The 14,027-nt window shown below is 64.6% G+C and carries 8 protein-coding genes and 4 pseudogenes; 3 read left to right on the top strand and 9 right to left on the bottom strand.

The window, feature by feature from the left end:
• Window positions 1–398 precede the first annotated feature (398 nt).
• From ACF1G2_RS30635 to ACF1G2_RS30615, 5 genes and pseudogenes are all read right to left on the bottom strand, one after another.
• On the bottom strand, window positions 399–824 hold the full coding sequence (locus tag ACF1G2_RS30635; protein ID WP_391801406.1) for a nucleoside deaminase: 426 nt from the start codon (window positions 822–824) through the stop codon (window positions 399–401).
• Window positions 825–1,165: 341 nt separating this feature from the next.
• Window positions 1,166–2,854, bottom strand: a complete 1,689-nt coding sequence (locus tag ACF1G2_RS30630) for a cytochrome b N-terminal domain-containing protein (protein WP_391801439.1) — start codon at window positions 2,852–2,854, stop codon at window positions 1,166–1,168.
• A 66-nt stretch (window positions 2,855–2,920) separates the two neighbouring features.
• Window positions 2,921–3,394 carry a carboxymuconolactone decarboxylase family protein gene (locus ACF1G2_RS30625; RefSeq protein ID WP_391801405.1) on the bottom strand — a complete coding sequence of 158 codons (474 nt, stop codon included), beginning with the start codon at window positions 3,392–3,394 and terminating at the stop codon, window positions 2,921–2,923.
• Between the two features lie 320 nt (window positions 3,395–3,714).
• A pseudogene (locus ACF1G2_RS30620) lies at window positions 3,715–4,470 on the bottom strand (transposase family protein).
• Between the two features lie 87 nt (window positions 4,471–4,557).
• Complete coding sequence (locus ACF1G2_RS30615; RefSeq protein ID WP_391801404.1) at window positions 4,558–5,094, bottom strand: hypothetical protein; 537 nt, start codon at window positions 5,092–5,094, stop codon at window positions 4,558–4,560.
• Between the two features lie 126 nt (window positions 5,095–5,220).
• Here ACF1G2_RS30615 and ACF1G2_RS30610 point away from each other — a divergent pair.
• Window positions 5,221–6,102 (top strand): annotated as a pseudogene (locus ACF1G2_RS30610) (transposase); the annotation flags it as partial.
• Window positions 6,103–7,979: 1,877 nt separating this feature from the next.
• Here ACF1G2_RS30610 and ACF1G2_RS30605 read toward each other — a convergent pair.
• Together ACF1G2_RS30605 and ACF1G2_RS30600 are read right to left on the bottom strand one after the other, a co-directional pair.
• Window positions 7,980–8,853, bottom strand: a pseudogene (locus ACF1G2_RS30605) (IS630 family transposase).
• Window positions 8,854–8,923: 70 nt separating this feature from the next.
• Window positions 8,924–9,325 carry a hypothetical protein gene (locus tag ACF1G2_RS30600; protein WP_391801403.1) on the bottom strand — a complete coding sequence of 134 codons (402 nt, stop codon included), beginning with the start codon at window positions 9,323–9,325 and terminating at the stop codon, window positions 8,924–8,926.
• Window positions 9,326–9,724: 399 nt separating this feature from the next.
• Between ACF1G2_RS30600 and ACF1G2_RS30595 the strand changes: the two genes are divergently transcribed.
• Window positions 9,725–10,369, top strand: coding sequence for a CatB-related O-acetyltransferase (locus ACF1G2_RS30595; RefSeq protein ID WP_391801402.1), 645 nt, complete (start codon window positions 9,725–9,727; stop codon window positions 10,367–10,369).
• 759 nt (window positions 10,370–11,128) lie between these two features.
• Here the strand turns inward: ACF1G2_RS30595 and ACF1G2_RS30590 are convergent.
• Window positions 11,129–12,046, bottom strand: coding sequence for a hypothetical protein (locus tag ACF1G2_RS30590; protein ID WP_391801401.1), 918 nt, complete (start codon window positions 12,044–12,046; stop codon window positions 11,129–11,131).
• Window positions 12,047–12,169: 123 nt separating this feature from the next.
• Between ACF1G2_RS30590 and ACF1G2_RS30585 the strand changes: the two are divergent.
• Window positions 12,170–13,248: pseudogene (locus tag ACF1G2_RS30585) on the top strand (IS630 family transposase).
• A 340-nt stretch (window positions 13,249–13,588) separates the two neighbouring features.
• On the opposite strand, the gene ACF1G2_RS30580 reads toward ACF1G2_RS30585, so the two are convergent.
• Window positions 13,589–13,984: a hypothetical protein gene (locus tag ACF1G2_RS30580; protein ID WP_391801400.1), complete on the bottom strand. Its 396-nt coding sequence runs from the start codon at window positions 13,982–13,984 to the stop codon at window positions 13,589–13,591.
• Window positions 13,985–14,027 lie beyond the last annotated feature (43 nt).

The following is a 14,027-nucleotide window of genomic DNA, read 5'->3' as shown; positions in this document are numbered from 1 at the left end:
TCTGTGCGGCAGTTCCGGAGCGCCCGTGAAACGCGACCGCTGGCGAGTCTGGCCCGAGGGCGCGGTGGAGAACGTCTGTGTCTTCGAGGGTCTCGCGGCTCTGGGCAACCACACCAGGCTCGCAGAGCGCGCCTTCCTGAACGCCATAGCGGGGCGGGCGATCCTCGGAGAGAAGTCGATCACTCGCCAACAATCACAGGCACAAGGTCGTCTCCCTACTTCCTAGTAGCCAAACACGGTGTGAGCGGTACGAGGCTTAGGTTGAGGGTTCTCCTCTTGTGGACGGAGCCGCGCTCACAGAAATCTACGAGCGGAACGTTGATCCGGCTGTGCGAGCCTGGATCCTCGAATATTTTCCGACTGGTCTTGAAGGGACCACTTCGCCGCTAGCTGACAGGTCAGACGTAATATCCATCAACTGCAGCACTGGCAAGATCAAAGAGAGATGGTCCCTGCATCCGTACGTCTGGCATCGGAGTTGGAGGCTTCAACGCACCCAGCTGCTCTGTGGAGAGGGCGAACACAACACCGCCGAGTCCGGAGCGTTCGATAGCCCCTGTACACATACCGCATGGCTGGCAGCTCGTATACATCGTGGTTTCGAACGCTGTGGAGGCATCCAGCTCTCGCGCAGCCCACCTAGCGAGCTTGAGTTCCGGATGCAGAGTGATGTCATTCTCGGTGACGGTGGTGTTGCATTCCTCGCGCAGAACCTCCCCGCCAGGCCCGACGAGCAGGGAACCGAAGGGCGGATCGCCGGCCGCACGAGCTGCGACAGCAAGCTCGATCGCCCTACGCAGCAACTTCTCTTCTACAGGTGTCACAGTCTCTCCTACGCCGCTATGTCTGCAGTTTCACTGGGGAGCCCGACAGGGATGCCCCCCGAAAACTCCTTCGGGAATGACATATCGTTCGCCGGGTTCTCTGTTCAGGTCGGCCATCTCTTGCCAATTCCGCACAGCCTGTTGCTGTCCCACCATCAGCTGGATCGCGCACACCCTCTCAGCCGACCGAATACGCGCATTGATCATCTTCACACAACTGGACCGATCCACCCGCAGTCTGGCAGCGCGTGTGCCCCACCAGCACTAAGGCTGTCGGCACGCTCCTCAGCATCATTCATCACGATGAAGCAGCGCTCCTGCCGGGCAGGTTGGCACTGCGGCTAGTTCGGCGTCTCCTCAGGCATCCTTCTCTGCTCGGCATCCTGCCGGATTTCAGCCGGCGCTTCCGCTTGGTGTTCCCACGCCTTTTGCAGCTCCTCCAGCGTGGGGATAGGCACCTGTCCTCCCTGGAGCCAGCGACGAAGCCAGTAGCGCAGCTTCGCGCGGCGCAGTTCCGGAGTGGCCGCGCCGTCCGGCTCCGCGGTGGACGGCGGATGATGCTGGAAGTCGCCGCGTGACAGGAGGGTGTACTCACGCTTCCGGTCCAAGCGTTCGTGTATCTCAACGAATTCGCCGTGAGGGAGTCGCTTGACTCTGCCGGTCTCCCGGCCGTGCAGCAACTTGTCTCGGTCGCGCAGTTGCAGGCCCACACAGATTCTCTTGGTGACGATGTAGGTCACCACTGGGATGGCGAAGATGCCGATCCGTACCGTCCAAGTGATGGCGTTCATGGACAGGTGGAAGCGCTCTGCCAACAGGTCATTGGCGCCGCCGAGGAACAATATGAGGTACAGGGCGATGAAGGCGCAGCCGAACGCAGTTCGAGTGGCCTGGTCGCGCGGCCTGTCGAGGAGGTGGTGCTCCTCCTTGTCGTTGGTGACCCACGCCTCCAGGAACGGCCAGAGTCCTAGCACCAAAGCCATGATGGTCGGCAGGACTACCGCCGGTATCAGGACGCCGAGGTTGACGGTGTATCCCCCGGGCAGGACGAACTCCCAGGCGGGGAAAGCACGCAGTGCACCTTCAAGGAAGCCCATGTACCAGTCGGGTTGGGATCCTTGCGAGATCATGTCCGCGCGGTATGGACCGTAGGTCCACACGGGGTTGATCTGGGCGACGGCGGCGAGCACCGAAAGGACGCCTGCAACTAGGAAGAAGAACCCGCCTGCCTTGGCCATGTAGACCGGCATCATGGGCTGTCCTACGACGTTCTTTTCGGTCCGCCCCGGGCCTCGGAACTGGGTGTGCTTGTGGTAGAAGACCAGTATCAAGTGGACGGTCACCAAGGCGGCCATGATTCCCGGGATCAACAGGATATGTACGCTGTAGAGCCGTTGGGCAACTTCTTCTCCGGGGAACTCACCTCCAAACAGGAGCGTGCTCAGATAGGTACCCACTACTGGAATGGCAAGCACTATGCCGTTTGCGATACGCAGGCCGGTTCCCGAGAGCAGGTCATCCGGAAGTGAGTAGCCAAAGAACCCTTCCCCGATGACGAGGATGAGAAGGATGAAGCCGATCATCCAGTTCAACTCACGTGGCTTTCGGAAGGAACCGGTGAAGAAGTGCCTCAGAGTATGGACTGTGACTGCAGCGCTCATGACCAGGGCTGACCAGTGATGCAACTGCCGAATGAACAGACCGCCGCGTACGTCGAAGCTGATCTTGAGCGTGGAAGCATACGCCTCCGTCATGCTGATGCCGTTCAACTTCGTGTAGGAGCCTTGGTAAACGGTATGCGCCATGCTCGGTTCGAAGAACAGCGTGAGGTAGACGCCGGTGAGGATCAGCACCACGAAGCTGTAGAGTGCCACCTCCCCGATCATGAACGACCAGTGGTCAGGAAACACCTTACGCACCAGGTGTCCAGCCTTGTATATCCCGAGCCGTGAGTCCAGAAAGTCGGCGACGCGTTCACCGCGCGGGGCACCACCCGCGGGAGCCACCTTTCCTCTGTCGCTCATTCCCATCATGCGCCTTTCCGACCAAGCCATCTGCGTGTCACTGCACTTTGAAACTGTCAGACACCAGTGATGTCATCCGAACTGACCAGGCTGGTAGTCACCAGCAGGCTGCTGGATGATGACGTTCAGCCGATTGACGGTGTTCATGAAGGCGATGAGACACACCAGGGAGGCGAGCTCATCCTCGTCGTAGTGCTCGGCTGCGCGGTTCCATACTTCGTCCGTGACACCGCCAGAGGCATCGGCGATGCGGGTGCCCTGTTCAGTCAGCTCAAGCGCGACTCGCTCAGCCTCCGTGAAGACCGTGGCCTCCCGCCACGCAGCGACCAAGTTAAGCCGAACCGAGCTCTCACCTGCAGCCGCGGCGTCCTTCGTGTGCATGTCGATACAGAAACCGCACCCGTTGATCTGACTTGCACGAATCGCCACCAGTTCCTGTGTCGTGGCAGGCAGCGGCGAATCCTTGACAGCCTGGCTCAGCGCGATCACGCGCTTCAGGAACTTGGCGGCGGTCGGGTTGTCGAGGAGGTTCAGGCGTGCGTCCATGAGAGAGCTCCGTTGCCGTGGATGGGGCTACACACGAGACGAAACGACTCGCCGCAATGTGACATGCGGGGACTGTGAGGTGCGTCTCCCGCCCGCGGGGCGGGTCCTGGGCGGACGGGTAGTCTCGGGAAGAGTGTCTGAAGTTCTGGGCGCTCTGCTGCTGGTTTCAGGTAGCGTCCTGCCGAGAGCAGGGCAGGTCGCTGTCTGACGTAACGCGGCCGATGTGAACGCATGCCAGTCGAACAGTGTTCGCCAGGACTAAAGCGTGTTGCAGAAGGTCGTGTCGGGGCAGTTCAGGGCCGGGTTCGTGGCCTGTCTGGTCATGCGACGAGAGCAAGGTTGTGCATTTGGGCGACGGCCTGGACCGCGTGGTGAAGACCGTTCCCGCGCTGGCTGGCAGTCTCGCAGGATCTTGTAGTGCTTCATGCGGGCGAAAGCGTGCTCGACGCGGGCCCGGACCTTGCGGTGCTTGGCGTTGCCGGGTAGGGCTCCAACGGGGCGTTTGCGGTGTGGGACGACGAGGCCGGTTTTGATGTACGCGCCGTCGGCCAGCCCGGTCACACCCTCGCAGGTGGCGGGCAGACCGGAGTCCCGCCAGGCTTTCGCATCGGCGGTGTTGCCCGGCACCGGCCGGGCCGCGGCGATCACCAGCTTGGTGTCGGCTTCGATGATGACCTGCACGTTCGCCGAGAACCGGTAGTTGCGCGAGGACGCTCCGATCGTGCGGTCGCGGACCGGAATCAGGGTGCCGTCCACGATCCACAGCGTTCCACTGCACCGGCCGGCCGGGCAGCCGGCTCGATCGCGAGCAGCGGCCGCAGCCGCTGGATCACCCGGCAGACCGTCGCCGACGAGCAGCCGAACAGCGGCGCGAGCTGCCGCATCGTGAGGTTGGTGCGGTAGTAGACGGCCACCAGAAGCACCCGGTCGCCAGCGGCAAGCACCACGGCCGGCCACCACCGGGACCCTTCCCGTCTCCGTTCCCGGACCACCTTCAGCAGCCGCTCGAACTGCCACATCCGCAGCCCGGTGAACGTCTCCACCCACAACGGCTCAGCCCTCAACACCCCACCCATACTTGGGAAATGCCCGCTTCGCATTGTGCAACACGCACTAGCTTGCGTTTACCTCAGTACAGCGGAGCCTGGATCTGGCGCATGCGGTCAGGGGCCGGTGTTTCCCTCGAAGGGGCCCAGGTTGATCAGGCTCACCCGGTCGTCCCAGGCATCCCACCGCACGCGCTTTTGCGCGCCCCAGTAGTAGTTGTCGTAGCCCATGAGGTCGCCGTATGCCTCGCCTTCGTGCGCCCGGTCGGGTCGGCCGAAGGCGTCCAGGAGTTCCTCGTACGAGGTCAGGTGAGCGTAGTGGGTGAGATGTGAGCCGTAGATCGCGAAGCCGACGACTGTACTGGCTCGAACCTTGTAGGTGAGCTTGTCGGAGCAGTACAAGAATCCATCTGACTCGGCAGTGTGGCCGAGGACCTCGTCGAGGGTCAGCCGCCGTCCGTCGGCGTCGTAGTACTCGCTGTCGACGTCCGTCCCGCCGCGGTACCGGGCGACTATGGAGGACTGGGCCTCGGTGATGCTCTGGCGTGGAACGCGATTGGCTGGCGCCCCCAGGGCTATGCCGCCCATCTCTACTGTCGTGAGGTCGAGGTGCGGCTCATACAGCACGTCCAGGTTGTCGAGGATCTCGATCATCGGCAGAGTCTAAGCCCATCATTTCTAGTCCGGTGTCGAACGAGGCTCGAACTTGGTCGAGCCTTCCCCAGTGCCCCGGACGTGCGTGAAGCCATGGTCCGATCCTGTGCTCAGAGACAACGCAGCATGGAGGCCGGGATCGTGGGGCTGGTCGAGCACCGCGTCCAACGAGACGCGTTCACGACGCTGGCGGACTTACGGTCGGAGCTGCACGCCTGCCTGCTCTCCCGGAGCGACGCAATGTTCGAACTGTGCGACGCGCTCCTGTGCACCGACGGCCCAGTCCGAACACTCGTGGACCTGGCACTTGCGCCGGAACACCGGCGCGGCCACGGGGCCCTGTACACCGGCATCAACCGAGGTCAGATCGACGTCGCCCGGCTGCGGCGGGCCCTGGCCGGCGTGCCCCTGCCCCGGCGCACTGATGGGCGCCTGGTGTTGGCAGTGGACGTTTCCCCCTGGCTGCGGCCGGACGCCGATACCTGCTCCGACCGCTCCTTCTGTCACACGTTCGGCCGGGGCCGGGACAAGCACCAGATGGTGCCTGGCTGGCCGTACTCGATCGTCGCCGCGCTGGAGACCGGCCGGACCTCGTAAACCGCGTTACTGGACGCGATCCGCCTGGACCCCGACGCCGATGTCGCTGCGGTCACGGCCGACCAGGTCCGCGACGTTGTCGAACGCCTCGTGGACGCCGGGCAATGGCGGGACGGGGCCCCTAACATCCTGGTCGTGTTGGACGCCGGTTACGACGGGCCCCGCATCGCCCACCTCCTGGCCGACCTGCCGGTGGAAGTGCTGGGTCGGCTCCGCTCCGACCGGGTGATGCGCAAGCCCGTGCCGGTGCCGTGGATATGCCCGCCGCAGGGTGGACGGCCACCCAAGCAGGGCGGCGAGTTCGTCTTCGGCGACCCAGCCACGTGGGGCGAGGCCACCGCAGTCACAGTCACCAGCACCGACCGGTATGGGGCGGCGAGACCGCCAGCGTCGCAAGCTCTGCGGAGTCGGCGCCGGCAACTGCCTCGTACCAGCGCCGTGTCGTCGGCAGTATCACAGGGCCGCCTTGCACGCACTTGTGTCAGGGTTTCGTGCAAGGTGACACGACCGGTGCGCGGCTGGCACGCACGGGAGTAGCGACCTCTACCGTGAAACCATCAGAATTCCCAGCTCTGGCCACAAACTTCACCGCCCCAGCTGGATCCAGAAGGCGAGAATCTTGCCCACTGTCCACCCGGCGACCACAAGAGTAATCGCAAGGAGCAGCGGTCTCAGTCGCGCAGGCGCGGGGCGCGGGGGGAAGGGGCGTGGCCGCCGGCGCCCGCTCCGGCGCTCGCGCACTCGTGAGCGCTTCTGTGCGATCTCCCCTAGCGCGGCCGCCCGTTCGGCCATAAGTTCCACGTGGAACTCAGCGAAATCCTCTGGTGGCATCTGGCCACCGTTGGCCAGATGGTCAAGAGCTTCCTCGGCGACCAGCACCGCGGCTGCTATATCGCCGTTGTGCCGCAGATCTCTTACATGGTGCAGCGCTCTCCAAGCGCTGCGCTGTTCCTCGTGCTCGAGCATGTCTCTCCGTTTCCAACCGCTTGCGGTCTTGGCCCTCGCACCGCGCCAGGGCGGCCCTACCTACGGGCCGCGCACACTGTTGGCAGCCCCCGGCGAGAACCAGTGGCCGCAAGTCGTCGAGCCGTCAGGGCATCAGATAACTGACGGCTCATAACCGGACGTCGCAGGTGCAGGGGTTGTCAGCCTGATAAGAGGGCGCGCGTCGCCCGGTCAGCCAGGGCATAGCTCGTGTCCGGAGGGACCGGACACGACCGCCGAGAGGAGGAAGATCACGTCGAGCACGTGTCTGTCGTCTCGAAGGCGAAACTCCACAATCACCAGACCGGTCTCGACGACAACCGAGGGCAGTCGGCGGCCCCAGAATCGGCGCGATGCCGAGTGGGAGGGGCATGGTCAGCGAGCGACCGCCAGGAAGTCGAGTACTCCGAGGGGCTTGGCGGAAGCAGCGCTGAAGTCCAAGGTCAGTGCCTCCCAGGAAACGAACAGTCCACTCGAGCCGGCCAAGAGGAAGGCGGCGGCCAAAAGTCCTACGATGAACCCAAGCACGGTGTTCTCGAGACGCTTGCACGTGGGTGCCAACACCCAGCCTCAAAGGCCGATCGTGTCTAGGGCATGCCGCCACGGCTTCCCGGTTCTGGTTCGCTGCTTCTTTCCATCGATTAGCTGTCGCCGCGTCCATCGTGTCGTGAGCGCTGATAGGAACGATCATGCACGGCGCGGCCACCGCTCGGATACCGGTCCGGACGATGCCATTGGTCGCCACAGTTGCCGGCACGAACGTGCGAAGTGCCGTCCGATCGCTCATGACCCGCTCCTTGCCGTAGGGCGCGTTCGTTCCGGAACATTTCTTCGAGGTCTGAGACGAAATAGGCCAGCGCCCTGTGACACGCAGGCGGAGCAGCAGCCCGGCTATGGCGCAAATCACCCAACCCAGCGACAGAGCGAAGTCCCCTCAGGTTCTTTGGATATTCAGGTCTCGGGGGTTGTCGCGTGGCGATGGCAGCGATACATACGCTATGCCCTTGTATGCGCCATTCGTGAACCCGGCTACTGAGCGTCGGGCCTTCCGGGGAGCAGGCCAGGCTGCAAGCCGTGAACCGATTCGCCCATGGTGCGAAGACTGCGGTGACCGCGAAGAGTCTGCGGATGAGCGCTTGCCGGGCAGGTGGCGCCGGGCGCGGCGCGAGGACGGATTGTGCCTTGCACATGCAGGTCCGGCAAACCCTCGGCTTATCGATGCTGTCCGCCGCTGTGTCGCAAATGGTGGGAGAAGGGGTCTCTGCCTTCCACCCAAGCCTGAAGGGTTCCTCGCTAGTGCCGTGTTAGGCAACGTTTGCACCGTCGACGACGACGCGTAGGCGTCTGTCGTCGACGGGGCGGTTTCGCCAGATGATGTAGCGGCGGATCATGCTGCCCTGTGCTTTGTGGCTGGCGTGGTTCGTGCCGTCCAGGGTGAAGTAGCGAAGCCATGAACTGGGCTTCGATCCGGTTCAGCCAGGAGCTGTTGGTCGGGGTGTAGTCAATCTCGACATTGTTCGCCGCGGCCCAGTCACAAACGATCGCGATGCGGATGTGGGCCGGGTAGAGGCTGCGGGGGTAGCGGCAGCACTCCAGGAACTGGGTGGCCGCTTGACGGGTTTGATGTGGCCATAGAACTTGTTTTGGCCAGGTCGAGGGCTGCGAACTGGTGCCGTACTCCGCCGAGCGCTTGTAGGTCGCGCGCCTCTGCGGCACGGTTCGCAGCTGAGGTCCTTGTGTTCGCCGCCGCGCTCGGCCTACTGCCAGCTCGGGTGGGGCATCAGGGTGAGCGGTCCGAACTCGTACATGCAGAAGACAGCTTCGGGCTCACCGTCCTCGGGTATGACCTCGGCGTCGGCGATCGCGTAGGGTGCCCGACGCGGGCCTTCTTGGTCGCGTAGTCGGGGTCTCTGGGGTCTTCCAGGTCTTCAGGCGTTAAAAGAAGACGCCCTGCGACTCGAAGCCGTCGGCGTGAAAGTTGTGGATGACGTCCCGGACCCGGTCATCGCTGGTGAACGACACCTCGTCGATCCGCGCTACTGGCATGCCCTGCGCGGACAGCAACACCGTCTGGGCCCGCCGCCAGGTCACCACCGATCCAGTGCCCCTGGGGTTGATCCGCAGCAGTCTCCGCCCCTCGTCGTCATCGATCTCCCGCACCCGCACTCTTTTGGTCACGGGCCAGAGAATGCACGCCTCTGTCCCCTGAGAGCGGGCATCGGCTTGATCAATCACGCAGCCCGACCACTCAGGCTGTCCCCCACGGCTCAGCACGCCAGCCCGGCAGATCCTTGTCCAGCCATTCCTCGACGGTCTGCCGCCAAGGGTCGGTGAAGTCACTGTCGACGACGTCGGTCCAGGTGTCTTCAGTAGCCTCCGGATCGACGACGAGGCTGTCGAGGTAGGCATTGACGTCGTCAGTGACCTTGGTGAAGACCCCCTTCGACAGGTGTTCCGGGTGAGGGATGCCATACACGAAGGCATGGAGCTGGCCATGGGTGGCCGGGTTCAGGTCCAGGAACAGGGTGTCGCTCCCGCCGTTGCGGGCGATCGGGAGAAGGCCGGCCAGTGAGACCTCATGGGCGAGCCACCCATCACGGCTGCGGCAGTACTCGCCCAGCAGGGTGCCCCAGGTTGCCGTCTTCGTCACGACCGAGCTGATAGAGGTCGTCGAAACTCTGGAGCAGCTCCGGGTCGCAAGCCGGCAATCGGACCGAGGACGTAAGGCTCTCACCGCCCGCTGCCTCCAGGAACGAGCGATAGGCAGTGGCAGCTCGATCTCCCGTTCGAGACCTTCGACTTCACTGACCTGGAACGGCCCCACGACCAGGCGGCCTCGATACCAGCGCGTCAACTCCTCAGACACGGCCAGATTGTCTGTCGCACTTGCGGCGTCCCGCAATCCTCAAAGCCCCCGCGTTACGGAACGTCGAGCTGAGCACGTCCATCCGTACCTGCCTGAGCACTCCGACAAGTACGCGGACAGCGCGGTCAGCGCGGTCAGCGCAGAATAGGGACATTCACCAGCCGCCGACCGAGAGTGACCGCCATGAATCACCTTCCCGCGGACCCGACAGTGCTCCACCCGTTGCCCGGCCAGCCGCGCGTGGTCCTGCTCAAGCCGCTGGTGACGTCGCCGCTGATCGAAGTCGGAGAGTACTCCTACTACGACGACCCCGACGATCCGACCGCGTTCGAGACCCGCAACGTCCTGTACCACTACGGGCCGGAGAGACTGGTCATCGGGAAGTTCTGCGCGCTGGGCACCGGGGTGCGGTTCATCATGAACGGTGCCAACCACCGCATGGACGGCCCTTCCACCTTCCCCTTCCCCATCATGGGCGGCTCCTGGGCCGAACACTTCGACCTGATCACCGGCCTGCCCGGCCGGGGCGACACCATCGTCGGCAACGACGTCTGGCTCGGCTACAACACCATGATCATGCCCGGAGTACGCATCGGGCACGGCGCGATCATCGCCTCCGGCGCCGTAGTCGTCGACAACGTCCCCGACTACGGCATCGTCGGCGGCAACCCGGCCAAACACATCCGCACCCGCTACAACGACGACGAGATTGCCCGCCTGCTTGCCCTCGCCTGGTGGGACTGGCCCGCAGAGCACCTCACCGAACACATCCGGACCATCATGTCCGGCACCATCAACGACCTCGAAGAGATCACACCCCGGACGTGAGCGACCTCGCACGTGTAAAGGCCCTAGACCAGGGCGGACGCTGCCTGATGCGGCACTAGATCCCGCTGAAGCGCTCATACATGACAGACGGCTACAGCAGTCCCGTGGGCTGCGTCCTTGGGCCTCCCGCGAAAGTGGATCTTGTTTGTCTGGTGATTATGTTCTGAAACGTGGGGACCTGACGAACGACCGAGTCCGGGCCGACACGAATGCGGCTCCTGCAAGAATCGCACCTCCAGCGCAAGCGCGGCTCTGGCTGACGGCGGTAAGCGCCACCAGGTCAGCGACTCGGACATGGAGCAATCACATGGGGTACTGGGGCTCTCTCATCGTCGTCCGCCATCGGCACCCGCTGAACGGGACGGCAGCCTTCACCGACGGAGTACACATGGAGCTGCTTCAGGAACGCGCCGATGACTGGCGGCTCTGATCGTCCGGACAAGTCCAAGGAGGGCAGTCATCGTCGTGCCTGACCACGACGATCGAACCGTCGAATTGGAGGTGGACGCATACCGGCAGGCCGGCGTGATCGTTCGAGGCGCAGCTCTTACTGACGTCGGCGCTTCAGGGTGCCGGTGGTGGGAGGTTGAGGCAGAGGCCGGTCCCGCGAGGAATCCGTCGAGGACGTCGCGGCCCACGCGGGCTTCGGCACGGCCGTCTCCCTGCGCCAACACCTCTCGACGGCGTTCGAGGTCTCCCCGACGGCCTACCAGCGGGCCTCGACGGGGCCCCCTGCCGCGGGTCTGACGGCCGCGGGGCTCAGGCGTCGATGCGCACCCAGGTGCGGCCGGCACGGAGCCACAGGGTGCCGTCGCGGCCTTGGCCGCAGTGCATGACCACCCGCCCGGGCACCCGCACCCGCTCCTGGCCGATGGCGACGCATACGTCGCCGACCAGCTCCGCGCGAGTCACGGTGGTCCTGCGCTTGTAGTGGTCGCGGCTGGTCAGGACCACCCGCGTGCCGCGCACGGCGAAGCCGTCCGGGACCTTCACCGGGCTGCGGTAGCTCGCGACTTCGCCGGTGGAGGGTGTGATCCGGGTGAGGAAGGTCCCTTTGGGGCTGTACCAGACCAGCCACACAGATTCGCCTTCCGTGGCGGCCGTGCAACCCTCCAGTGGCCAGTCGGGAAGTCTCCCCTTCGGTGCCCACGTCGCGATACCCCGGGTGTTCCAGCCCGCAAGGCCGGCCGCGGACTCCGGGTGTCCGCCGTAGATGCCCTCGTCGCCGTAGGCGGTCCAGATCCCCCCGCTGCGGTCGGTGACCAGGGCCGGAATGTCGTCACCGAGGCAGAAGGCACCCTCCGGCCGGCCCTCGGGGGAGTACACGACGGCATTCTTCCGCCAGGCTCCCTCCGCGTCCTGGTCGGTACGGCCTGACGCCACCAGGAATCGGGACCCGGGGAGCAGGGCCAGGTGGCTGGGCCGCATGTCGATCCCTTCGACTGGGATGCGCCGCTGCCCCTGCCCGGAGGTGATGACCAGCTCTCCGTCGAACGGTGTCTCGGGACGCCATCCAATCCACCCGCGCGGATACTTGTCGCGGCTCAGGTACCGGCGCTGGACCAGCATCACGGCGAGTTCGCCGTCCGGTCCCACGGTCCACCACAGCGCACGCCACCCCGCCTGGACGTCCTTGGGGGACAGCCTCCACGCGACGGGCAGTTCGTCGATTGTCATGGGGATTAACCTCTGGGACTCCGGGGGCCTACGCCTCCCGAAGATCGCCACGATACAGATCGGGGCCGTCTCCCCTCCCGCCGGGGAGCGAAGACCGGCCCTTCACGCCGTCCTATGCGATGACTGACTTCAGCTCGTCAGGGTCGTGAAGGGTCAGCCCAGCGGGCGGTGTTGGAGGCCTGGTTGCGTCGCCGGACGACGGCCCAGGCTTTGGCCCTGCACTCGCGGATCGTGCTGGAGTGCGCCGAGGGCCACTCGATCATGGAGGTGTCCCGTCGGCTGCAAGTCGCTCCGGACACGGTCCGCACCTGGCGGCGCCGCTTCATCGAACGCGGCCCGGACGGCTTGTGCGACGACCCGAGGCCCGGCGTCCCGAGGAAGATCACCGATACCGATGTCGAGCGGGTGATCGTCAAGACGCTCGAAGAGACCCCGAAAAACGCGACCCACTGGTCAACGAGGTCGACGGCGGCGGCAACGGGCATGTCCCAATCGACCGTCTCGCGGATCTGGCGGGCCTTCGCCCTGGCCCCGCACCGATCACAGACGTTCAAGCTGTCGACGGATCCGTTGTTCATCGACAAGGTCCGTGACGTCGTCGGCCTGTATCTCGACCCGCCGGAGAAGGCGCTGGTGCTCTGTGTGGACGAGAAGTCGCAGATCCAGGCCCTGGACCGCTCCCAGCCGGTCCTGCCGATGGTGCCCGGTGTTCCCGAACGCCGCAGCCACGACTACATCCGGGCCGGCACCACGACCCTCTTCGCAGCCCTCGAAGCAGCCACCGGCAAGGTCATCGGCTCCCTCCACCGCCGCCACCGGGCAGCGGAGTTCAAGAAGTTCCTGGCCAAGCTCGACAAGGAAGTCCCAGCCGACCTCTAGGTTCATCTGATCCTGGACAACTGTGCGACCCACAAGACGCCCGACATCAAGAAGTGGCTGCTGGCCCACCCGCGGTTCCACCTGCATCTCACGCCGGTCAGTGCGTCCTGGCTGAACCTGGCCGAGCGGTGGTTCGCCGAACTCACGCAGAGGAAGCTCAAGCGCGGCGTCCACCGCTCCGTCCAGGCCCTCGCACGCGACATCCGGTCCTGGCTCGCCGACTGGAACGAACACCCCAGACCCTTCGCCTGGACGAAACGGCCGACGAAATCCTCGACAAAGTTGCCGCTTACTGCCGACGAATCTCTGACTCAGATGACTAGCAGCAGGTGAGGCTCCGATGCCGCACTCGCCTGGCTCACCGTTGGCGGCGCGGTACGCACCCGCCACCCACTCAACGAAGGGCCCTGGTCACCCTACTCAAGGCGATGACCAATGCTGGACGCTCGATGACCTCGTCCGACACTCATTGAGAGTTGCGCAGAGCCTTCAGGCTTGAGCCCACCAACCAGCCCGGCAACCTGGGCAATTGTGGAGCCGAACACGTCAGGCCCCGGGTTGGGAGGCTCGCGTCCGAGTCTGCATCGTGCCTGTGCTGTTCACACGTGCAGCGGATGGGGTAGCGGGTGCTTGTGACGCAGTTGTTGGGCGAGGTAGTGCCGGTCAGGGGATGATGGTGTACGGCTCTCCGCAGATGTAGTCCACGCCGGCCTCGGTCAGGCACTCCTGGACGGTGACAGGGCCCTTCAGGGTGAAGGTCTGTGAGCTCGTGGTGTTGAGGCCAGAGGCGCTGACGCTGACCAGAGAAGCACAGCCATCGTCGCAAGATGCACGCAGATTGACGCGTGCACCGTGGCTGTCCGCCTTGGTGTCCTTGATCGTCGCATTGACCTGGTAGGTGCCGGCAGCCGGTCCGGGGGTAATGGAGCCCCAGGCGTGCGCTCCCACTACGTCAGCCGCCGTGCCGGTGGCATCCCAGGGGGTTTCGGGGGCGGCGGCGTTGGCGGTTCCCGCGCAGAGCGAGATGCCGACGGCTGTGGTGACAGTCAGCAGTGCCATGGAACGGGTGAGCTTTGCAGTAAGCATCATTCCTCGTTTCGTG

Origin of the sequence: Streptomyces sp. NPDC013457 (assembly GCF_043089925.1) — a bacterium.
Classification (GTDB): Bacteria; Actinomycetota; Actinomycetes; order Streptomycetales; family Streptomycetaceae; genus Streptomyces.
This window is presented reverse-complemented; position numbering and strand designations above follow the sequence as displayed.

What these genes read in the sequence shown, in the direction of transcription:
- ACF1G2_RS30630 (WP_391801439.1), bottom strand. Translation starts at nt 2,854, where the DNA reads ATGGGAATGAGCGACAGAGGAAAGGTGGCTCCCGCGGGTGGTGCCCCG.
- ACF1G2_RS30625 (WP_391801405.1), bottom strand. Translation starts at nt 3,394, where the DNA reads ATGGACGCACGCCTGAACCTCCTCGACAACCCGACCGCCGCCAAGTTC.
- ACF1G2_RS30615 (WP_391801404.1), bottom strand. Translation starts at nt 5,094, where the DNA reads ATGATCGAGATCCTCGACAACCTGGACGTGCTGTATGAGCCGCACCTC.
- ACF1G2_RS30595 (WP_391801402.1), top strand. Translation starts at nt 9,725, where the DNA reads ATGAATCACCTTCCCGCGGACCCGACAGTGCTCCACCCGTTGCCCGGC.
- ACF1G2_RS30590 (WP_391801401.1), bottom strand. Translation starts at nt 12,046, where the DNA reads ATGACAATCGACGAACTGCCCGTCGCGTGGAGGCTGTCCCCCAAGGAC.
- ACF1G2_RS30580 (WP_391801400.1), bottom strand. Translation starts at nt 13,984, where the DNA reads ATGGCACTGCTGACTGTCACCACAGCCGTCGGCATCTCGCTCTGCGCG.